Source organism: Curtobacterium poinsettiae, from assembly GCF_047226435.1.
Lineage (GTDB): Bacteria > Actinomycetota > Actinomycetes > Actinomycetales > Microbacteriaceae > Curtobacterium > Curtobacterium poinsettiae.
Genome location: NZ_CP178434.1, coordinates 2731655 through 2749452, shown reverse-complemented (window position 1 = coordinate 2749452; position 17798 = coordinate 2731655). Strand labels below are relative to the sequence as shown.

Sequence of the window (17798 nt, the reverse complement as noted above, 5' to 3'; positions counted from 1 at the left end):
CCCGCCCTGCCCCGGCTCTCCGCCTGCCCGGCTGCCTCAGGCCGGGCGCCCCACGAACCGGTAGACCGAGCCGTCGTCGGTGCGCGTCAGCACGCCGAGGTCCACCGCATCCCGGCGCACGATGGACACGTCGGCCGCCAGCATGCCGATCGCGGCGTTCAGCACGGCCTCCGGCACGGCGCGGTCACACCCGAGGCGCTCGAACACGAGCTCCACGATCCGGACGGACAGCGCATGTCGTTCGACGTCCTTCACCGGCATCCGCTCGATCCGGTCGAACTCGAGCACCGCTGCCGGCGACTGCAGCCGCTGGAGTTCCCGTGCCGTCCGACCGAGCACCGCGGCGTCGGGGCCGTCGTCGGTGACCCAGTCGAACGAGCCGACCGCCGCCTGGGTGCGGTCGTCGGCGGGGGCTCCGCCGAACACCGCCGCACGGAGGGCCGGGGACGCCAGGACGGAGACGACCTGACGCGCCCGGCCGACCACCCGGGCGACGTCCATCAGAAGTACGTGATGCCGTGCGGCGTCCGCGGCGGCAACAGCATCGCGCGGAGCAGCTCCACCGACGCCGGGTCCGCAGCGCGGACCAGGCCGGCGGCCGCCAGGGTGACGGGGGAGACCGAGCCGATCAGCACCGCACCGAGCTCCGCGACGTCGAGCTGGACGTCAGACCCGGCCACGTCGACGTCGTCGGCGACGCGCGTGACGGTGCCACGGGCCTCCTGGACGTCCAGCCGGTACGTGCCGGTCGTGTGGCCGAGCGCATCGGTGACCGCGAGTGTCAGCGAGCCGTCGGTGGCGAACGGCCTCGACTCGAGCACCGCCGCCACGTCGAGCACGCGCAGCCAGACGTGGTCCTCCTCGTGGTCGACGTCGTACGCACGGTTGTCGCCGAGCGCCGCGACGATCGGGTCGTCGAGGCGGGACCGGTTGTACTTCACGACGTCGTTGAGGTCGACCGACAGCAGGAACTCCCACAGGGCGGTGTAGGCCCGGTCGTCCGCGTAGACCAGGTCGACGATCTCGAGCGCGGTGTCGGAACCGCTGGTCTCCTTGACGCGCCAGGTGACGTAGCCGTCGATCTCGTCGGAGCCGTCGGGACGGTGCACCGCCGCACGGACGTCCTTCGCCTTCTGCCCGTCGGGGCCACGCAGGCCGAAGACGACGTCCCAGGTGCCGGTGTTGCGGACCATCGAGCCGGGGGTGCGGACGTGGAAGCGGTCGAAGACCGCCTTGCCCGGGCCGTCGGCCAGCCACTGCGGCGTCACGACCGACACCGTGCCGGAGGTCGGCGCCAGCAGGGGGAGCGCGCGCTCGCGGCGGACGTGCACAGCACGCTCGCGGATGGCGCAGCCGAAGCCGAAGCGGCGGTAGATGGTGCCTTCGGACGCGGTCAGCGACGCGACGGCGTAGCCCTCTGCTACCCCGCGCTCGAGCGCGTGCGTCATCATCCGGCGCAGGATGCCGCGGCGACGCTCGGTCGGGCGGACGGTGACCGCGGAGATCGCCTGCGTGTCGACGGAGGACCCGTCGCCCCAGCTCAGCGCCTTGCGGAACCACGTGAAGGTGCCGGCCGGCCACGTCTCGTCGACGGACCCCGGGAACGGCTCGCGCACGTAGACCCCGAGGAACGTCTCTTCGTCGGCGATGAAGTGGGACGCCATGCGGGCTGCGCCCTCGGCGTCGGGGTCGGCTTCGTGGAAGCCCATCCCGACGGCCTGCATCCACGCTGCCGTCTCGGCGTTCGGTGCCCCCTTGTCGTCCGTCCCGGGCGCGAACTCGCGCAGCTCGTAGCGGTCGTCGAATGCATCGTTGCTCACGTTCCGACACTATCGGGACCGGGTGACGTCGCGACAGCCGGGTGGTCTGCGTGGGGTCACGTGCCGGGAGTTGGGTGTCGGGGTGCACGGCGCGGGGTGCGGGGTGCGGGGTGCGGGGTTCGTGGTGCGGGGCGGTGGGCGGTGGGCGGTGTGCGGTGGGTGCGGGGCGCACGGTGCGGGGTTCGTGGGTCAGGGCGGTGGAGGTGGCTCGGTGCGGGGTTGTGGCGGGGCACGGGGCGGGCAAGTTCGCACGGGTCGGGCGATCCGGCACGGTGCGCATGCCCGAAGAACCTGCACCGCACGATGAGCCCTGCACCGCACGACGAACCCTGCACCGCACGACGAACCCGGCGCGGTGCGGTTCCGTGGTCGCGTCCTGGGGGCTCGCCCGGAGCTGCACGGTGGGGGGTTCGTGGGCCGGGGCGGTGGAGGCGGCTCGGTGCGGGGTTGTGGCGGGGCACGGGGCGGGCAAGTTCGCACGGGTCGGGCGATCCGGCACGGTGCGATTCCGCGGTTCCGCGGTTCCGCAGTTCCGCAGTTCCGCGGCTCTGCGGCAGGAGCTCGCACCGGGAGCGGGAACGCGCACGGAGTCTCCCGCGCTGCACGGTGCGCAGGCGCGACGAACCTGCACCGCACGACGAACCCCGCACCGTGCGACGGGCGGTGCCGTGTCAGTCGGTCGCGCCCCGCGGGGGATCGACGAGCAGTCCGACGCGGTCGGCCAGGTAGTCGGCGAGGGGGACGGCGGCGCCGGCCGTCGGGGACCACCGGACGGAGGGCACGTCGTCGGCGACGAAGAGCACGCCGTCGGCGGCGACCAGGGTCTCGTCGACGGGGATCGGGACGGCGCCGTGGTTGACCGTCTCACCGGCGGCGAAGTGTCCCTTCGCGGCGGCGGCACGGTAGGCGCGACGGACCTCGGCGGAGACCGACTGGTACTGCGAACGACCGGGTTCGGTGACCCGGGTGATCGACCCGGTGGCCCAGACACCGCCGGCGGTCTCGGGGGACGACCCGATCAGGAGCGCTCCGACCCGCCACACCCGCCCGAGCGGCCGCATGGTGGGGTCACGACGGATCCCGAGGACGGCCTTCGGCTGGACGTACTCGCCGAGCGCTTCGTCGGGGACGTCCGCGGCGCGGAGCCGTCGGGCCGCTGCGTCGAGGAGCTCCCGCGCCCGCTGCACTCCGTCCGTCACGTCCACCGAGCCTAGACCGGGTGGGGGTCGTGGTCTCGGTGGTGCTCCGTTCGACGTGGTGTGCTGCGCTGCGACGCCCGCGGCCGGTGCCCGCCCGACGACGACGAGCGGTGCTGACGAAGCCCGCGGTCATCATGACCGCGCCGTACGTCAGGAGCACGCCGGCGACCAGCGGGATGAGCCAGCTGCGCGATCCGTTGACGAGCTGGTTGACCAGGCCGATCTCCGGGACGCTGTACCAGAGGACACCGCGGATCTGCACGGCGGTGACGGGGGCGGGGTCGGCCTCGGCGTTGTTGTCGCCCTTGAGGACGAAGGTCCGTCCGCCGTCCGACGACGAGGACACCGACACCACGCGGTGGCTGATGACCGCGGGCTGGCCGGAGACGATCTGGTAGGTGACGACGTCGCCGACCTGGATGTCCTCGACGGGGGTCGGCCGGACCACGAGCAGGGTGCCCGGGGGGAGTGTCGGCTCCATCGACTGCGTCAGGACGGTGAGCGGCATCGACCCCGTGGCCTTCGGGACGACGATCAGCACGACGGCCAGCGCAGCCACGATGAGCAGGAGCCCGGTGCTGAGCCCGAACGCGACGGCGCGGACGACCGCTCGCCACCCGGTGCGTGGGGCGGGGGTGCTCATGCGCCGCATCGGATCGCCGCCCCGTTGTCCTGGGTGAAGAGCGTGACCTTGCCGGTGCCCGCGACGGTCGAGGTGGGGTTGCCGGCGCTGTCGAGCACCTTGACGGTGACGGTGAGCGTGCCCGAGGTGCCGGCGCTCGCGGGGACGTCCGGCGGTGCGATCGTGATGAACGCGGAGTAGTCCTGCGCCTTCTTCCCGACCGGGGTCGAGCCGACGAAGGCCCCGTACCAGGTGTCCTGCGGGCGGTTCGCGGCGTCCCAGCGCACCTCGACGTACCAGCCGCCGTGGTCGGTGCAGACCAGCGACGGGGTGGTGTCGACGGTCGCCGCCGGGGTGGTCAGCGTGAAGCTGCCGGTGACGACGCCCGAGCTCCAGGTGCCGCTCGTGACGGTGAGGCCGACGTTCACCGTGGTGGTCGCACCGGCCGGGGCAGACGACTGCAGGGTGCTGCGCGTGCACCAGATCGCGGAGGCCCCGGCGGCGAGCTTCGCGCTCATGCTCGGCAGCGACGCCCAGGTTCCGCTGACGGATCCGGTTCCGACGGCCGTGCTCGTGGTGCAGGCCGTGGTCGAGGCGACCGGCCAGGCGACGACGGTGACGGCCTTGGCGAGTGCAGTCGAGCTGCCGGAGGCGACCGAGACCGTGGTGGTGGCGGTGCCGCCGAGGGTGCCCGAGTCGGTCAGGGTGATCGGCTTCGTCGTCGAGGTGACACTCGCCGAGAAGGCGGTGGTGAGTGCGCTCGTGCCGCCGATCGACGCCGTGACGGTGCCGACCGTCGTGCTCGCCGCGGTGGTGCCCGAGGCGCTCCACAAGGCCCACGCGGCACTCGAGGTGCCACCGACGAACACGGCGGTGAGGAGCACGGCGACGAGGAGCCGGAGGCGGCGGTTCATGCGGCGACCTGCGTTCCGGTGACGGTGAGGGTGAAGTCGGTGGTTGCGCCGGCGACGGTCTGCGGGGCGTCGGCGTCGAGGGCCATCTCGAGGCATGCGATGCCGCTGCCCCCGGCCGGCAGGGTGACGACACCGGAGCCCGTGTCGAAGGTGGCGAGCCGCGCGCTCGTGCCGGTGAGCCCGGGCACGCACTTCGCGGTCGACGACACCATCGCGAGGTGGAGCGTCAGCTCACCGGACGCCGCCGCGACGGATGACTTCGAGGACGTCGTCGTGACGCGCACGGAGAGCGGGATCGACCCGGTGTTCCGCATGGTGAACGTGCCGGTGGTGCTGGTGCCCGGCCCGAGGACCGCGGTGTTCATCGCCGTCGTGCCGCCGACGGTGATGGTCGCCGTCGCGGAGCGCACGGTGGTGGCGGCCGTGCTGGCCGTGCCGTTCCAGAGTGCGTAGGTGCCGCCGACGCCGAGGAGCGCCGTGCCGACCGCGACGACCAGGCCGAGCGCGACCGGCCACACCCAGCGGTGGCGTCGGGAGGCGCGGTGGCGTCCCGTCGTCCGCGGTGTGGCGGTCATGTCCCTGCTCCTGGTCGTCGTGGTCGGTGGGGTGCGATCGGTGGGTCAGGAACCGATCGCGGTCTGGGTCAGCGTGAAGGCGAGCGCGCTGAGGTTGAGCGAGCCGCCCTGACCGGTGGTCGCGGCGGCGGGCAGCGTCACGGTGAAGACGACCTTGACCGTCGAGGTGGACGACGACGGCGAGACGACGAAGGTGTTCGCGTTCGACGAGGACTGCACGATCGAGGCGCTCGTCGACGTGACGGCCAGCGTCTTCGTCGTGGCGGCGATCAGCGCGCTGTCACCGGTGATGCTCTGGTTGGCGTAGGTCAGGTTGGCCTTGAGGTCCTGGCCGGTCGCGCCGATGTTCAGCGTCTGCGTGAACTGGAACGTGTTGCCCGGCACCATCAGCGCCTTCGTCGGGTCGATCGCGGCGGAACGACCGTTCGTGATGTCGGTCCAGGCGCCGTCGTTGTTGGCGCTGAGCGTCAGGGTGCCGGCGCTCACCGCGGACGCGGCGCTCGAGGCGCTGGCGTTCCAGAGGGCGAACGTGCCGGCACCGCCGAGGAGGAGTGCGACGCCTGCTGCGCCGGCGATGGCACCGGTGACGATCTTGTGCATGGAGTGGTTCCGTTCCTGCGTGCCTGGGCGCGCTGAAGCCCACCGGGGACGTTCGGGTGTCCTGCCCGGTGGGGAGGTTGTCATCGACCCAGTGGTTGGAAGGGGTCGCGGCTGACCGGTGCCGAGAACGGTCGCCGGGCCTCTGAGCGCAGGGACTGCTGCTCGGGCGGGCTGGACTCGCTCTGGGGACGACGTTAGCTGTCCCCCAAAGTGCGGACAAGCGAGAACGAGCGTTCACCGGGACCCCAGAACGGGGGGCATTTGAGTCCTCGTGTTGGAGGACATGGTTTGTACCCCGATTTCTGGGTGTGCGCTCCGTGCGGACAGGGGAAACCCGGAAGGAATGCCGGTACGGGTGGCGTCGTTGCACCGTCCGGCGGAAACGAGGAGGGCCCATGGACATCGTGCGTTGGTTGTTCGACGCGCAGATCGTCATCGGCGACCAGACGGTGCTGTGGCGTGAGGTGATCGGCAACGTCTTCGGGCTGCTCAGCGCCCTCGGTGGCATGCGTCGCAAGGTCTGGGCCTGGCCGGTCGGACTGGTCGGCAACGCCCTGCTCTTCACCGTCTTCATGGGTGCGCTGTTCGACACCCCCAACCCCGTCAACCTGCTCGGTCAGGCGGGCCGTCAGGTCATGTTCATCATCGTGAGCGTCTACGGCTGGTACCGGTGGACGCACCGCCCCGAGGACGCGACGACCGTGATCGACCCGCACTGGGCCTCCTGGCGGTCCCGCCTGCTGCTCGTCGTCGGCCTGGTCGGCGGCACCGCCCTGCTGACCCCCGTCTTCCGCGCGCTCGGATCCTACGAACCGGTGTGGAGCGACGCCTGGATCTTCGTCGGCTCGCTGCTCGCCACCTACGGCATGGCCAAGGGGTGGGTCGAGTTCTGGCTCATCTGGGTGGCGGTCGACCTGGTCGGCGTGCCGCTGCTGTTCTCCGCCGGGTACTACGCATCGGGGCTGATGTACGTCTTCTACGGCGTCTTCACCCTGACCGGGTTCTTCGTGTGGATGCGCCAGCGGGTCCGCCCGCCGGCGGCGCCGATCACCGTCGGCTGACGGCCCGGGGGTACGGCCCCCGCTCTGGGACGAGACAAACGGCCCGCGATGCGCTGCAATGGTCGGATGGAACCCCTGCACGGCGAACGCGTCGAGGACGACGAGTCCCTCGCAGAGCGCACCGTGCGCGCAGCCATCCGCGCGTACCGGTTGCACCCGTTCGACGACGTCGACGCCGCGGTCATCGCCGACGTCGCCGGCGTTCCGCTCGAGACGGTCGAGCGGCTGTTCCCGACCTGGCACGCCCTGCTGCTGGTCACCTACGACCGGTGGGTGCGGCTGCGCGGGACCCGACGGAAGGCCCCGCCGACGTGCATGATCGAGCACGTCCGCCTGACCCTCGCCGAGGACGTCGCCGATCCGGGCCTCGTCCGGGTCCTCGCCGGACTGATCACCGTGGCCAGCTCGGAGTCCGGGTTCGCCGAACTGTTCCGCAAGCGGTTCGAGGAGTACGCCGAGCAGCTGACCGTCGGGCTGCAGCGCGACTTCGACAAGGGCGCCGAAGAGGCCGGGATCCCCGCGTACCAGGCGGCGACGCAGCTGCTCGCGATGTACGAGGGGCTGCAGATCCAGATGCTCGTCCGCCCGCACATCGACGTCCTGGTCGAGTTCGACCGTGCGGCCGACACCCTGCGTCAGGGGTGGAAGCGGCATGCCGTTCCCTCGTGGGACCTCGACGAGACGCCTGTCCGCGTCTGAGGGCCGCGAGCGCGAGCGCACCGCGAACGCGACTCGTGCATCAGGAAAGTGCTTGCCAAGTTGGAAAGTAGTTGCCATACTGGTGTCAACGAGAGGGGACACCATGGACAACACCACCGCACGACCCGGACCCGCCGAGGCGGCCCGACTGCTCGACCAGGCGGACCGGATCGGCCGACGCGCGCACGACGCCGTCCGCTGGCCGTACGTCACGTTCATCACCGCGCTCGGCGTCGCGACGTCGCTCGGCACGCTCGGCATGGGACTCACGACGGGGGACGCGTTCGCCGCGGTCTACGTCGGCACCCTCGTCGCGCTGTTCGCCCTGGTGGTGTTCTTCATGGTGAGCATCCGCGGCCGCTCGGCCTTCGCCCGGAGCCGCCGCTGGACCGTCTACATCGCCAGCTGGGCGGTCACCTACCTGGCGGCGATCGCCGTGGTCGGGTGGGTGCACGGCTCGGTGCTCTGGTCGGGCATCACCTCGGGGCTCGTCCTGCTGGTCGCGCTCGTCTGTGCGGCTCGTGAGGCCCGCTCGTGAGCACCACGGAACGGACGCACCCGCGGCACGAGCTCGACGACCTGCTGCAGCACCCGGTGCGCTTCTCGGTGATCGCCGCCCTGACCCGCGCCGGCACGCTGGGGTTCCGCGAGGTGCGGGACGCGGTCGAGGTCAGTGACTCGGTGCTGAGCAAGCAGGTGTCCGCGCTCGAGGCGGCCGGCTACGTGTCGGTGGGGAAGGGCTTCGTGGGCAAGACGCCCCGGACGTCGATCACACTGACCGCCTCGGGCCGGGCCGTCTGGGCCGCCCACCTGGACGCGCTCCGCCGCATCGCCGCCGGCTGACCGGCGGCGCGAGCGCGGCGGGCCGGCGGCGCGAGCGCGGCGGGCCGGCGGCGCGAGCGCGGCGGGCCGGCGACGCGAGCACGGCGGGCCGGCAACGCGAGCGCGGCGGGCCGACGGCGCGAGCTCCGCGGGCCGGCGACGCGAGCACCGCGGGCCGACGGGGCCGAGCACCGCCCCGCTCAGCCCCGCCGCCCCCGCCGCCACGACAGCACCTGCCGCACCGTCACCTTCGACCCGTACTGCGCGACCGAGTGCCGGAACAGGTACTCGGCGAACCACAGCAGCAGCCCGGCGACGACGAACACCTCGACGATGCAGACCACCGACTCCGTCACGGTCAGGGCCCCGACGGCGTTCCGCACCATCGCGGTGATCGGCGTGAAGGTCGGGAAGTACGTGAAGAACTGCGCCACCGGCGACGTCGGCGTCGTCATCACGAAGAACGCCGCGTACACGGGGATGATCAGCGCGAAGATCGCTGCCGACTGCAGGGCCGAGGCGTCCTTGATCGACGGCACCGCGGCCCCGACGGCGACGAACAGCCCCGATGCGAGCAGCACTCCGCCGACGAGCAGCAGCGCCCCGGTCACCATCCGCCACGGGTCGACGGTCAGCCCGCCGAGCTGCGACGACAGCAGCGGCAGGGCGACGAGCAGTCCGACCAGTCCGGGCACGACGAACACGCTGACCTGCACGAAGCCGACGAGCAGCATCGCGATGACCTTGCCGCGGATCAGGTCGCCCGCGGTCACCGTGGTCAGGATCATCTCGGAGATCCGGTTCTCCTTCTCCTCGACCACGACGGTGACCATCCGGGCGGCGAGCAGGATGACGAGCCCGAAGAACGCGGCGACGAACAGGAACGGCGGCACGACGGACAACCAGCCCGGGGCGACCGTTCCGTCGGCGTAGGTGGTGACGTCGGTGGCGGGCGGGTTGCGGAGCAGCTGCACGGTCTCGGGGTCGTCGACCGACGCGGCGACGCTCTGCTCGAGCACCCGCTGGGCGAGCGACGAGTACACGCCGTTGGCGAAGAGCCCGCGGTCGGCCGCGTCGACCCGGATCGCGGTGGTGGACGGTGACGACGGGAACACGATGAAGGCGTCGAGGTCGCCGGACCGCACGGCGGCGCGGTCTGCGGCGGCGCTGGTGGACGGTGTCCCGCCCCACTTCGCGGCGACGGACTCGGACACCAGGCCGGAATCGTCGACGTAGTGGAACGGTGTCTTCGTGGCCGACGACCCGGAAACCACCGAGTCCGTGCCGGCGGCCTGTCCGATGCCGACGAGCAGCGAGACCACCACGATGACGACCGGCAGCGCGAGCGTGCCGATCCAGAACGCGGGCTTCTTGACCGCGCGGACGAACTCGAACCGGACGACCGTGCCGAGGTTGCTCATGCCGCTGCCCCGTCGGTCGACGTCAAGGCCAGGGCGTCGTGCCCGTACACCTGCACGAAGATCTCGTCGAGCGGGATCCGGCGCATCTCGAACGCGGTGACGTGCACCCCGGCCGCGATCAGTTCCGCCAGGACGTCCGCACCGTCCGGGGCGGCGGCCTGCGTGGGGACGAGGTAGGCGACGTGCCCTTCGTGCCGGGCGAGCCGGTACAGCGGCGACTTCGGCACCGGGCCGTCGAGCCCGACGCGGGCGACCGCGCCGCCGAAGGCGTCCTGCACGTCGGGCACGGATCCGTAGGCGGCGGCCCGGCCGTCCTTGAGCAGCAGGATGCGGTCGCAGAGCCGCTCGACCTCGTCCATGTGGTGGGTCACGAGGACCACGGTCGCGCCGTCGGCCTTGCGCTCGTCGACCAGGTCGAGCAGGAGCCGCCGGTTCACCGGGTCGAGCCCCTTGGTCGGTTCGTCGAGGATGAGCAGCCGCGGCTGGTCCATGATCGTGATGCCGAGCTGCACCTTCTGCTGCTGCCCGCCGGACAGCTTGTCGACGCGCAGCTTCGCACGGTCGGCCAGCCCGACGCGCGCCAGGTAGTCCATGCTCCACGCGGTCGCTTCGGCGCCGCGCAGCCCGCGCAGACGCCCGAAGTAGGTCATCACGTCGATGACGGATTCCTTGCGGTACAGCCCGCGCTCTTCGGGCAGGTAGCCGATTCCGCCCGTGGCCGGCCGGTAGGGGCGGCCGTCGATCGTCAGCGTCCCCGCCGTCGGCGTGGTGATGCCGAGCAGCGCCCGGATCGTCGTGGTCTTGCCGGAGCCGTTGCTGCCGAGCAACCCGAACGTCTCACCGGGGGCGACGTCGAACGACAGCCCGTCGACCACGGTGCGGTCCCCGAACCGCATCACGAAGTCCTGCACGCCGATGCTCGCCCCGCTCATGCGGCGACCCTACCGGCAGCGGCTGACGTCTCGGATGCCGGTCGCGGCCCGAGATGGTGACCTCACGGCGGACGGGAGGCACGGTGCCCGCCTGCACCGCGCCTCCCGTCCGCCACCTGGTTCCGTCAGGAACGCAACCAAGCCGTCCCCACGCCCGACAGGGCGCCGTCGACCACCGGGGCCGAGGCGAGCAGCAGTTCGCCGGCCGGCAGCGCGAAGGGCTCGTCGCCGAAGACCGTCACGCTCGTCCAGCCGTTCGGCCGACGGAACGCGAGCACGTCGTCGCGGCCGGTCTCGATCCACTCGAGCTGTTCCTCGGACTGCAGCTGGCCACGCAGGCCGAGCGCCTTCCGGTACAGGTGCAGGGTGGAGTCGGGGTCGGCGTCCTCGGCCTCGACGCTGGAGTCGGCGAACCACGCCGGCTGCGGCAGGTGCGAGCCGTCCGGACCGAAGCCGAACGACGAGCCGGTGCGCGTCCACGGGATCGGCACGCGGCAGCCGTCACGGCCGACGTCGACGCCCGGGTTGCGGAAGAACGCCGGGTCCTGGCGGTCGGCGTCCGGGATGTCGCCGACCTCGTGCAGGCCGAGCTCCTCGCCCTGGTACAGGTAGGCGGAGCCGGGCAGGGCGAGCTCGAGCAGTGTGGCGGCCTGTGCGCGGCGCAGGCCGAGCGACCGGTCGAGCGCGTCCTGCGAGCCGCCGGCGAGCAGCCAGGCGCTGCCCTGCTTGTCGGTGCCGCCGGCGCGCGGCGGCAGGGCGTAGCGGGTGGCGTGCCGGACGACGTCGTGGTTGGAGAACACCCACGTGGTCGACGAGCCGGACTGCTCGGCGAGGCCGAGGTTGAACTCGATGATCGTGCGGAACTGCCCGGCGTCGAAGTCGGCCTCGAGCAGGTCGAAGTTGAACGCCTGACCGAGCCCTTCGGCGCTGGCGTAGCGGGCACGGCGGTGGGCGGGGACCCAGGCCTCGGCGACCGCGGTGCGGGCCGGTGTGTACTCGTTGAAGACCGTCCGCCACTCGGCGTAGATCTCGTGCACGTCGTCGCGGTCCCAGAGCGGGTGCGTGCCGTCCTTCGGCATCTCGGCGAGCTCGGCCCAGGTGGGCAGGGTCTCGCCCAGGTCCTTCGCCAGGCCGTGGGCCACGTCGATGCGGAACCCGTCGACGCCGCGGTCGGACCAGAAACGCAGGGTGTGCAGGAAGTCGTCGCGGACCTCGCGGTTCGCCCAGTTCAGGTCGGGCTGCTCCTTCGCGAAGCTGTGCAGGTACCACTGGCCGTCGCCGACGGCGGTCCAGGCCGGCCCGCCGAAGATCGAGATCCAGTCGGCGGGGGCGTCCTCGCCGGACGGTCCACTGCCGTCGCGGAACACGTAGCGGTCGCGGGCGGGGGAGCCCTTCGGCGCTGCGAGCGCCTCGCGGAACCACTCGTGCCGGTCGCTCGTGTGGTTCGGGACGACGTCGACGATCACCCGGATGCCGGCGGCGTGCAGTGCCTCGACCATCCGGTCGAAGTCGTCGAGGGTGCCGAGGCGCGGGTCGACGTCGCGGTAGTCGTCGACGTCGTAGCCGCCGTCGGCCAGGGCGGACGGGTAGAAGGGGCTGAGCCAGACGGCCTCGATGCCGAGTGAGGCCAGGTACGGCACCCGCTCGGTGATGCCGGGCAGGTCGCCGATGCCGTCGCCGTTCGCGTCGGCGAACGAGCGGGGGTAGATCTGGTAGACGCTGGCCTGGCGCCACCAGGTCTCGTCGTTCGTGGTGGCGGCGGGCTGGGCGAGGGTGTCGGTCACGTCGGGCCTTTCGTGGGTCGAGGGGTTCGTCGGGTTCGTGGGGTGTGTGTCGGTCGGGTCCGCACCGGCGGTGTCGGTCACTTGATGGCGCCCTGCGTCACGCCCGCCATCACCCACCGCTGGGTGACGAGGTAGACGATGATCGCCGGGGCCATGGCCATCAGGTACGAGGCGAACGACACGTTGTAGTTGTTGCTGAACTGCGTCTGGAACATCTGCTGCAGCACCGGCAGGGTCTGCAAGCCCGGGTCGGAGGTGATCAGCGACGGCATCACGAAGTCGTTCCAGGACGCGAGGAACGCGAAGATGCCGACGGTGGCGCCCATCGGTGCCAGCAGCGGGAACACGAGTCGCCAGAACACCTGTCCCGTGCTCGCACCGTCGATGCGTGCACTCTCCTCCAGTTCCGCCGGGATCGAACGCAGGAAGGCCGTGAAGAGCAGCACGCTGAAGGACAGTTGGAACATGACGTGCAGGATCGCGACGCCGAGCGGGTTGTCCAGGTGCGCGAGCCCGGTGAGCTTCACCTGCGACAGCGCGAGCACCGGGAACGGCAGGAACATCGCGGCGAGCAGGTAGAAGAACGACCAGCGGAACAGCCGGCGGTCCCAGTTCCGGGCGATCGCGTACGCCGTGAACGAGGCGAGCAGGATCGTGCCGACGACGGTGATCGCGGCGACGAACACGGAGACCCCGAACGCCCGCGGGAAGTCGGTCAGCTGCCACGCCTGCACGAAGCCGTCGACGCTGAACGGCGCCGGCAGCGAGAACGCGTTGCCGTCGACCGCCTGGCCGATGGTCTTGAACGCCATCGTCAGGGTGACGTAGAGCGGCACGAGGACGGTCAGTGCGCAGAGGACGAGGACGACGGTGACGGGCCAGTTGGCGGTGCCGCCGCGCCGACCGGCGGATCGTCCGCCGGCGGATCGGTCGGCGTCGACGGACCGGATGCTGCCGGTCGCGGTGGTCCCCGGTCGCAGGGGTGCTTGCAGGGACATCAGAGCGCTGCCTTCCCGCGGGTCGCCCGCAGCTGGATCACGGCGATGACGACCGCGATGACGAAGAAGATCGTGGCGTTCGCCATCTGGTAGGCGTAGTCGCCGCCGTTGAAGCCCTTGAAGATCGACATCGCGACACTGGTGGTCGAGGTGCCGGGGCCGCCGTCGGTCAGGCCGACGATGATGTCGTACGAGTTCAGGAAGTTCTTGAACCCGATGACCAGGTTGATCAGGATGTAGCCCGCGGTCAGCGGTGCGGTGATCGAGACGAGTTGGCGCCAGGCACTGGCACCGTCGAGGGCCGCCGCCTCGTACACCTCGCCCGGGATCGAGAGCACCCCCGCGATGTAGATGAGGAGCGTCGAGGGGATCGCCTGCCACGCGGTGACGACCACGATCGCCAGCCACGCCAGGTCGGGGTTCGCCAGGATGCTCTGCTCGAGCGGCCCGAAGCCGATCGCGGTGGCGAAGGCCGGCAGGCTGTTCGCGAACAGGAACGAGAACACGTAGGCGATGACGATCCCCGAGATCACCATCGGCAGCACGAACACCGCACGCAGCGCGATCTTGCCGCGGATCTTCGACGTCAGCGCGATGGCGAGCAGGAACGCGATCGCGTTCACGACGATCACGGTGACGAGCGAGAACCCGAGCGTGAACAGGTACGCCTGCAGGATCGCCGGGTCGGAGAACACCGCGATGTAGTTGGTGAGCCCGGTGAAGCGGAACTCGCCGAAGCCGACGGAGTTCGTGAAGCTCAGCACGATGCCCATCACGGCCGGCAGCGTGATGGCGAGCGTGAAGAGCACCAGCGCGGGCAGCAGGAACGCCAGGAACAGTGGGTCGACGCGGGGCTTCCGGCGTCCGTCCCGCAGTCCCTTCCGTCGTCCGGCCTGGAGGCCCGGGGCGGCCCCGCCACGGCGGCGGCGGTCCGCCGTCGTGATCGATTCGGTGGTCGTGGTTGCCATTCGGACGTCTCCTTACGCGGCCGTGCGGAGCGCGAGACGCGCCCAGTCGGCGTCGAGGGTGCGGAGCTGGCGCTGCGGGTCGCCGCCGAAGGCGATCGACTGCGCGTAGTTCGCGACCGGGATCTCGGCGGGGATGAGCTGCGAGGCACCGAGGTAGAAGGCTGCGTCGTCGTAGTACGACTGCATGCCGCGCAGGGCGGGGTTCGACGCGGGGGGAGCGTCCTTGCGCACGCCGAAGCCGTTGTTGTCCGCGTTGTACTGGTCGTTGACCTTCGACTGCATCAGGAAGGTCAGGAACTCGCGGGCGGCCTCCTGCTTGCGCGACGCCTCCGGGATCCAGAGGGCCAGGTCGACGTTCACGCGCACCTTCCGGTCGGCCGGGTCGTCGGTGACGGGCAGCGGGAAGGTGCCGAGGTCCATGTCCTTGTTCGTCTTGGCGATCTCACCGAGCGCCCACGGTCCCTGCAGGTACAAGCCCGCCTTGCCCTGGGCGAAGGCGAGGTTGCCGTCGCCGTACCCACGGCTCGCGGCGCCGTCCTGGTGCCAGGCGCGGAGTCGCACCATGCGCTCCATCGGCTCCCGCAGGTCGCGCTCGAACGAGACGGCCGATCCCGTTCCGACGTTCGTGCCCTCGCGCCGCAGGGCCTCGAAGGTCGCCGGAGTGTCGATCATGCCGCCGATCGAGTAGTCGAACATGCCCTGGGCGATCGTCCAGTTGTCCTTGAACGTGCCGTAGATCGGCGCGATGCCGGCCTTCGTCAGGCGCTCGCACACGTCGGCGAACTCGCTCCACGTCGTCGGGACCTCGATCCCCTGCTCCGCGAACAGTGCCTTGTTGTAGATCACCGACGCCGCGGTCACCGAGTAGGGTAGGGCGCTCTTCCGGCCGGGGTAGTCGGCGGTCTGCTCCATGAGCGGCCACAGGTCGGGGTTGATGGTGTCGGCCTGCGGCAGGTCGGACAGGTCCGTCAGCGCACCGTGCTCGACGAACGGCACGACCGAGAAGTTGTAGTTCCAGCAGCCGAGGTCCGGCGGTCGGTTCCGGACGAAGTTCGCGGACATGCTCGAGGTCGAGTCGCGGACGACCCGGATCTTCGACTGGGTCTGGTGGAACCGTGCGATGAGCTCGTCGAAGTAGCCGATGACCTCGGGCTTCGACACGTAGAACGTGATGGTCTCCGGCCTGGCGCTCGAGGACCCGATCGGGGCGCACCCGGCGAGCGCGAGGCCCGCCCCGATGCCGCCCGCTCCCAGTAGGAACGAGCGTCGGCTGACCGAGGCTGCGTTCCTGGCGGTGGCGTGTGCTTGCACGTCGTCTCCGTCCGTCCGGACCCGGCGTCCCTGCCGTTCCGTCCCGCGAGCGGCTCCGATGCAGCCCGCGGAACTAAATGTAGCGAGAAAATCTAATTCTGCAAGGAACTCGTCGCACGATAGGGTCACGGCATGCCGCCACCCCGTGGAACGAGCGCAGAGACGCTGCTCGCGTACGCCTTCGACTCCGCGGCGTTCACCGCGACCGAGGCGATCGACGCCACCGGGCTGACCCGGTCGACCGTCCTGGGTGCGGCCGAGGAACTCGTCCGGCTCGGCTGGCTCCGCGAGCTCGACGACGCCCGTGCCGCGGGGGAGTACCGGATGGGACGCCCCGCCCGGCGCTACGAACTCGACACCGTCGCCGGGGTCGTCGTCGGCGTGGACGCCGGCCAGCACCGGGTCACCACCTTCGTCGCCGACCTGCGCGGCACCGTCCTGGGCCGTGCCGAGGGGGCGCTCGGTGCATCTGGCCTCGACGTGCCCGTGCGGCTCCGGGTCATCGCCGACACCGTGGCCGCTGCGCTCGCTTCGGCAGGCGTCGACCGCACCCGGGTCCTGGTCACCGTCGTGGGTGTCCCCGCACCGGTCGACGCCGCCGGTGCCTCGCCCGACGACGGCGGCTTCTGGGTCCGGATGAACCCGGGGTTCGACGGCACCGTGCCGGGCGGGCGGGTGCTCGTCGAGAACGATGCGAACCTCGCCGCGCTCGCCGAACGGCCGTCCTCGGGTGACGCGTCCTTCGCGGCGCTGCTGTCCGGCGAACGCTACGGCGCGGGCCTCGTCGTCGACGGGGTCCTGCTGCGCGGCGCCCACGGCGGAGCGGGGGAGATGCGGGTGCTCGAGCTCGTCGAGGGCGTCGGTTCGTCCGCCGGCATCGGCGCCGTCGCCCGAACCTTCGTGGCCGACGCCGTCGCCGCGGGGCGCATCCCCGCGGACGCCGCGCTCGCCGCGGACGCCGCACTGGTGTTCGCGGCCGCACGGAGCGGTGATCCGGTCGCGCGCACCATCGTCGACCGCCTGGGCGACCGCCTGGCCCGGGTCTGCGTCCTGCTCGCGAGCCTGCTCGACATCGACCGCGTGGTGGTCGCCGGCGCGATCGCCCAACCGGCGGTCGCCGTCATTGACCGTGCCCGCGACCTGCTCGCCGAGGGGCACTTCGACCCGGTGCCCGAACTCGTCGCGTCGTCGCTCGGCGCCGACGTCGTCGTCATCGGGGCCGTGGCCCACGCGGTCGATGCGGTGCGGGCCGACCCGCTGTCCTTTCCGCTGCTCAGCCGGGCAGCGGCACCTCGTGGTCCCGGTCCCACGGTTCCGTCCAGCCGAGTCGGTCGAACAGTGCATCCAGCAGCATCGCGGTGAAGCCCCACACCAGGTGGTCGTCGCCGTCGGCCTCGATCGTGAACGCTGCTCCGCGCCACTCCTGACCACCGCGGCGGATCACCGTCACGCCGCGGTTCGCCGGGTCGAGCAGATCGGCAACCGGCACCCGGAACACCGCGGCCGACTCGTGCTCGTCGACGACGTGGATCGGTGACGGGTCCCGCCACCAGCCGATGACCGGCTGGACCAGGTGGTTCGAGAACGCCAGCGGTACGGCGGGCAGGGGGCCGAGCACCTCGACGCCGGCGGGATCGAGGCCCGTCTCCTCCTGCGCCTCGCGCAGTGCGGCGGCGACGGCGTCCACGTCGCCCGGGTCGATGCGCCCGCCGGGGAACGCGACCTCGCCGGCGTGGGCGCGCAGGGTCGTGGCCCGGGCGAGGAGCAGGACGTCGAGGTCGCGCGGGACCCCGGGTGCCGTCGCGGGTCGGTCGCTCGGGATGCGGTCGAGGACGCCGAAGAGCATCAGGACGGCCGCCCGTCGCGGGGTGGACGTCCCGCCGGGCTCGCCGATCGGCCCGGCGTCGCCCCAGCCGTCCGCAGCGACCGCGGCGAGTGCTGCCCGTGCTGATCCGTCGTGCGTCACCCGTTCACCATAGATGCGGCCACCGGGAGCTCCGGTGACGCTGGCGCGCAGGAAGCTTCACTGGGGATTGTTCGGGCGTCTCCTGGGAGCGGGGCAGGTGGGAACT

The 17798-nt window shown here is 71.5% G+C and carries 18 protein-coding genes; 5 read left to right on the top strand and 13 right to left on the bottom strand.

Annotated elements, in window-relative coordinates:
- Positions 1–36: 36 nt before the first annotated feature.
- The 6 genes from ACL00U_RS12945 to ACL00U_RS12920 all read right to left on the bottom strand — a co-directional run bounded on the left by ACL00U_RS12945 (position 37) and on the right by ACL00U_RS12920 (position 5730).
- On the bottom strand, positions 37–501 hold the full coding sequence (locus tag ACL00U_RS12945; protein WP_017888406.1) for a DUF2087 domain-containing protein: 465 nt from the start codon (positions 499–501) through the stop codon (positions 37–39).
- Positions 501–1820 (bottom strand): GNAT family N-acetyltransferase, encoded by a 1320-nt coding sequence (locus ACL00U_RS12940; protein WP_412873467.1) that lies wholly within the window; start codon positions 1818–1820, stop codon positions 501–503. The genes ACL00U_RS12945 and ACL00U_RS12940 overlap by 1 nt, the downstream gene beginning before the upstream one ends.
- Before the next feature lie 1068 nt (positions 1821–2888).
- Positions 2889–3662, bottom strand: coding sequence for a signal peptidase I (locus ACL00U_RS12935; RefSeq protein ID WP_231564114.1), 774 nt, complete (start codon positions 3660–3662; stop codon positions 2889–2891).
- On the bottom strand, positions 3659–4555 hold the full coding sequence (locus ACL00U_RS12930) for a hypothetical protein (RefSeq protein ID WP_020381115.1): 897 nt from the start codon (positions 4553–4555) through the stop codon (positions 3659–3661). The genes ACL00U_RS12935 and ACL00U_RS12930 overlap by 4 nt, the downstream gene beginning before the upstream one ends.
- On the bottom strand, positions 4552–5130 hold the full coding sequence (locus ACL00U_RS12925) for a TasA family protein (RefSeq protein WP_071251972.1): 579 nt from the start codon (positions 5128–5130) through the stop codon (positions 4552–4554). Before ACL00U_RS12925 ends, ACL00U_RS12930 begins: the two co-directional genes overlap by 4 nt.
- 45 nt (positions 5131–5175) lie before the next feature.
- The gene (locus ACL00U_RS12920) at positions 5176–5730 is read right to left on the bottom strand and encodes an alternate-type signal peptide domain-containing protein (RefSeq protein ID WP_056070388.1); all 555 of its coding nucleotides are present in this window, start codon (positions 5728–5730) and stop codon (positions 5176–5178) included.
- 395 nt (positions 5731–6125) lie between these two features.
- On the opposite strand from ACL00U_RS12920, the gene pnuC reads away from it, so the two are divergent.
- From pnuC to ACL00U_RS12900, 4 genes are all read left to right on the top strand, one after another.
- The gene (gene pnuC, locus ACL00U_RS12915) at positions 6126–6791 is read left to right on the top strand and encodes a nicotinamide riboside transporter PnuC (RefSeq protein WP_017888412.1); all 666 of its coding nucleotides are present in this window, start codon (positions 6126–6128) and stop codon (positions 6789–6791) included.
- A gap of 66 nt (positions 6792–6857) precedes the next feature.
- A complete protein-coding gene (locus tag ACL00U_RS12910; protein ID WP_042540330.1) occupies positions 6858–7490 on the top strand; it encodes a TetR/AcrR family transcriptional regulator in 633 nt (210 codons plus the stop codon).
- 103 nt (positions 7491–7593) lie between these two features.
- The gene (locus ACL00U_RS12905) at positions 7594–8028 is read left to right on the top strand and encodes a chemotaxis protein CheY (protein ID WP_111022076.1); all 435 of its coding nucleotides are present in this window, start codon (positions 7594–7596) and stop codon (positions 8026–8028) included.
- The gene (locus ACL00U_RS12900) at positions 8025–8333 is read left to right on the top strand and encodes a winged helix-turn-helix domain-containing protein (protein ID WP_017888415.1); all 309 of its coding nucleotides are present in this window, start codon (positions 8025–8027) and stop codon (positions 8331–8333) included. Before ACL00U_RS12905 ends, ACL00U_RS12900 begins: the two co-directional genes overlap by 4 nt.
- Positions 8334–8512: 179 nt before the next feature.
- Here the strand turns inward: ACL00U_RS12900 and ACL00U_RS12895 are convergent, their stop codons facing one another.
- From ACL00U_RS12895 to ACL00U_RS12870, 6 genes are all read right to left on the bottom strand, one after another.
- Complete coding sequence (locus tag ACL00U_RS12895; protein WP_262117867.1) at positions 8513–9733, bottom strand: ABC transporter permease; 1221 nt, start codon at positions 9731–9733, stop codon at positions 8513–8515.
- Positions 9730–10665, bottom strand: a complete 936-nt coding sequence (locus tag ACL00U_RS12890) for an ABC transporter ATP-binding protein (protein ID WP_056070397.1) — start codon at positions 10663–10665, stop codon at positions 9730–9732. The genes ACL00U_RS12895 and ACL00U_RS12890 overlap by 4 nt, the downstream gene beginning before the upstream one ends.
- Positions 10666–10790: 125 nt before the next feature.
- The gene (locus tag ACL00U_RS12885) at positions 10791–12449 is read right to left on the bottom strand and encodes a glycoside hydrolase family 13 protein (protein ID WP_214563619.1); all 1659 of its coding nucleotides are present in this window, start codon (positions 12447–12449) and stop codon (positions 10791–10793) included.
- Between the two features lie 77 nt (positions 12450–12526).
- Positions 12527–13447, bottom strand: coding sequence for a carbohydrate ABC transporter permease (locus tag ACL00U_RS12880; protein ID WP_274006660.1), 921 nt, complete (start codon positions 13445–13447; stop codon positions 12527–12529).
- Positions 13447–14415: a carbohydrate ABC transporter permease gene (locus tag ACL00U_RS12875; protein ID WP_274006659.1), complete on the bottom strand. Its 969-nt coding sequence runs from the start codon at positions 14413–14415 to the stop codon at positions 13447–13449. The genes ACL00U_RS12880 and ACL00U_RS12875 overlap by 1 nt, the downstream gene beginning before the upstream one ends.
- A gap of 12 nt (positions 14416–14427) precedes the next feature.
- On the bottom strand, positions 14428–15726 hold the full coding sequence (locus ACL00U_RS12870; protein ID WP_412873466.1) for an ABC transporter substrate-binding protein: 1299 nt from the start codon (positions 15724–15726) through the stop codon (positions 14428–14430).
- Between the two features lie 132 nt (positions 15727–15858).
- Here ACL00U_RS12870 and ACL00U_RS12865 point away from each other — a divergent pair, with 132 nt between their 5' ends.
- Positions 15859–17088, top strand: a complete 1230-nt coding sequence (locus ACL00U_RS12865; protein WP_017888422.1) for an ROK family protein — start codon at positions 15859–15861, stop codon at positions 17086–17088.
- Here ACL00U_RS12865 and ACL00U_RS12860 read toward each other — a convergent pair.
- Positions 17000–17692 carry an NUDIX hydrolase gene (locus tag ACL00U_RS12860; RefSeq protein ID WP_081612352.1) on the bottom strand — a complete coding sequence of 231 codons (693 nt, stop codon included), beginning with the start codon at positions 17690–17692 and terminating at the stop codon, positions 17000–17002. The two genes, ACL00U_RS12865 and ACL00U_RS12860, sit on opposite strands and share 89 nt — an antisense overlap.
- Positions 17693–17798 lie beyond the last annotated feature (106 nt).

What these genes read in the sequence shown, in the direction of transcription:
- pnuC (WP_017888412.1), top strand. Translation starts at nt 6,126, where the DNA reads ATGGACATCGTGCGTTGGTTGTTCGACGCGCAGATCGTCATCGGCGAC.
- ACL00U_RS12945 (WP_017888406.1), bottom strand. Translation starts at nt 501, where the DNA reads ATGGACGTCGCCCGGGTGGTCGGCCGGGCGCGTCAGGTCGTCTCCGTC.
- ACL00U_RS12935 (WP_231564114.1), bottom strand. Translation starts at nt 3,662, where the DNA reads ATGAGCACCCCCGCCCCACGCACCGGGTGGCGAGCGGTCGTCCGCGCC.
- ACL00U_RS12920 (WP_056070388.1), bottom strand. Translation starts at nt 5,730, where the DNA reads ATGCACAAGATCGTCACCGGTGCCATCGCCGGCGCAGCAGGCGTCGCA.
- ACL00U_RS12890 (WP_056070397.1), bottom strand. Translation starts at nt 10,665, where the DNA reads ATGAGCGGGGCGAGCATCGGCGTGCAGGACTTCGTGATGCGGTTCGGG.
- ACL00U_RS12880 (WP_274006660.1), bottom strand. Translation starts at nt 13,447, where the DNA reads ATGTCCCTGCAAGCACCCCTGCGACCGGGGACCACCGCGACCGGCAGC.
- ACL00U_RS12895 (WP_262117867.1), bottom strand. Translation starts at nt 9,733, where the DNA reads ATGAGCAACCTCGGCACGGTCGTCCGGTTCGAGTTCGTCCGCGCGGTC.
- ACL00U_RS12930 (WP_020381115.1), bottom strand. Translation starts at nt 4,555, where the DNA reads ATGAACCGCCGCCTCCGGCTCCTCGTCGCCGTGCTCCTCACCGCCGTG.
- ACL00U_RS12875 (WP_274006659.1), bottom strand. Translation starts at nt 14,415, where the DNA reads ATGGCAACCACGACCACCGAATCGATCACGACGGCGGACCGCCGCCGC.
- ACL00U_RS12910 (WP_042540330.1), top strand. Translation starts at nt 6,858, where the DNA reads ATGGAACCCCTGCACGGCGAACGCGTCGAGGACGACGAGTCCCTCGCA.
- ACL00U_RS12865 (WP_017888422.1), top strand. Translation starts at nt 15,859, where the DNA reads ATGCCGCCACCCCGTGGAACGAGCGCAGAGACGCTGCTCGCGTACGCC.
- ACL00U_RS12925 (WP_071251972.1), bottom strand. Translation starts at nt 5,130, where the DNA reads ATGACCGCCACACCGCGGACGACGGGACGCCACCGCGCCTCCCGACGC.
- ACL00U_RS12905 (WP_111022076.1), top strand. Translation starts at nt 7,594, where the DNA reads ATGGACAACACCACCGCACGACCCGGACCCGCCGAGGCGGCCCGACTG.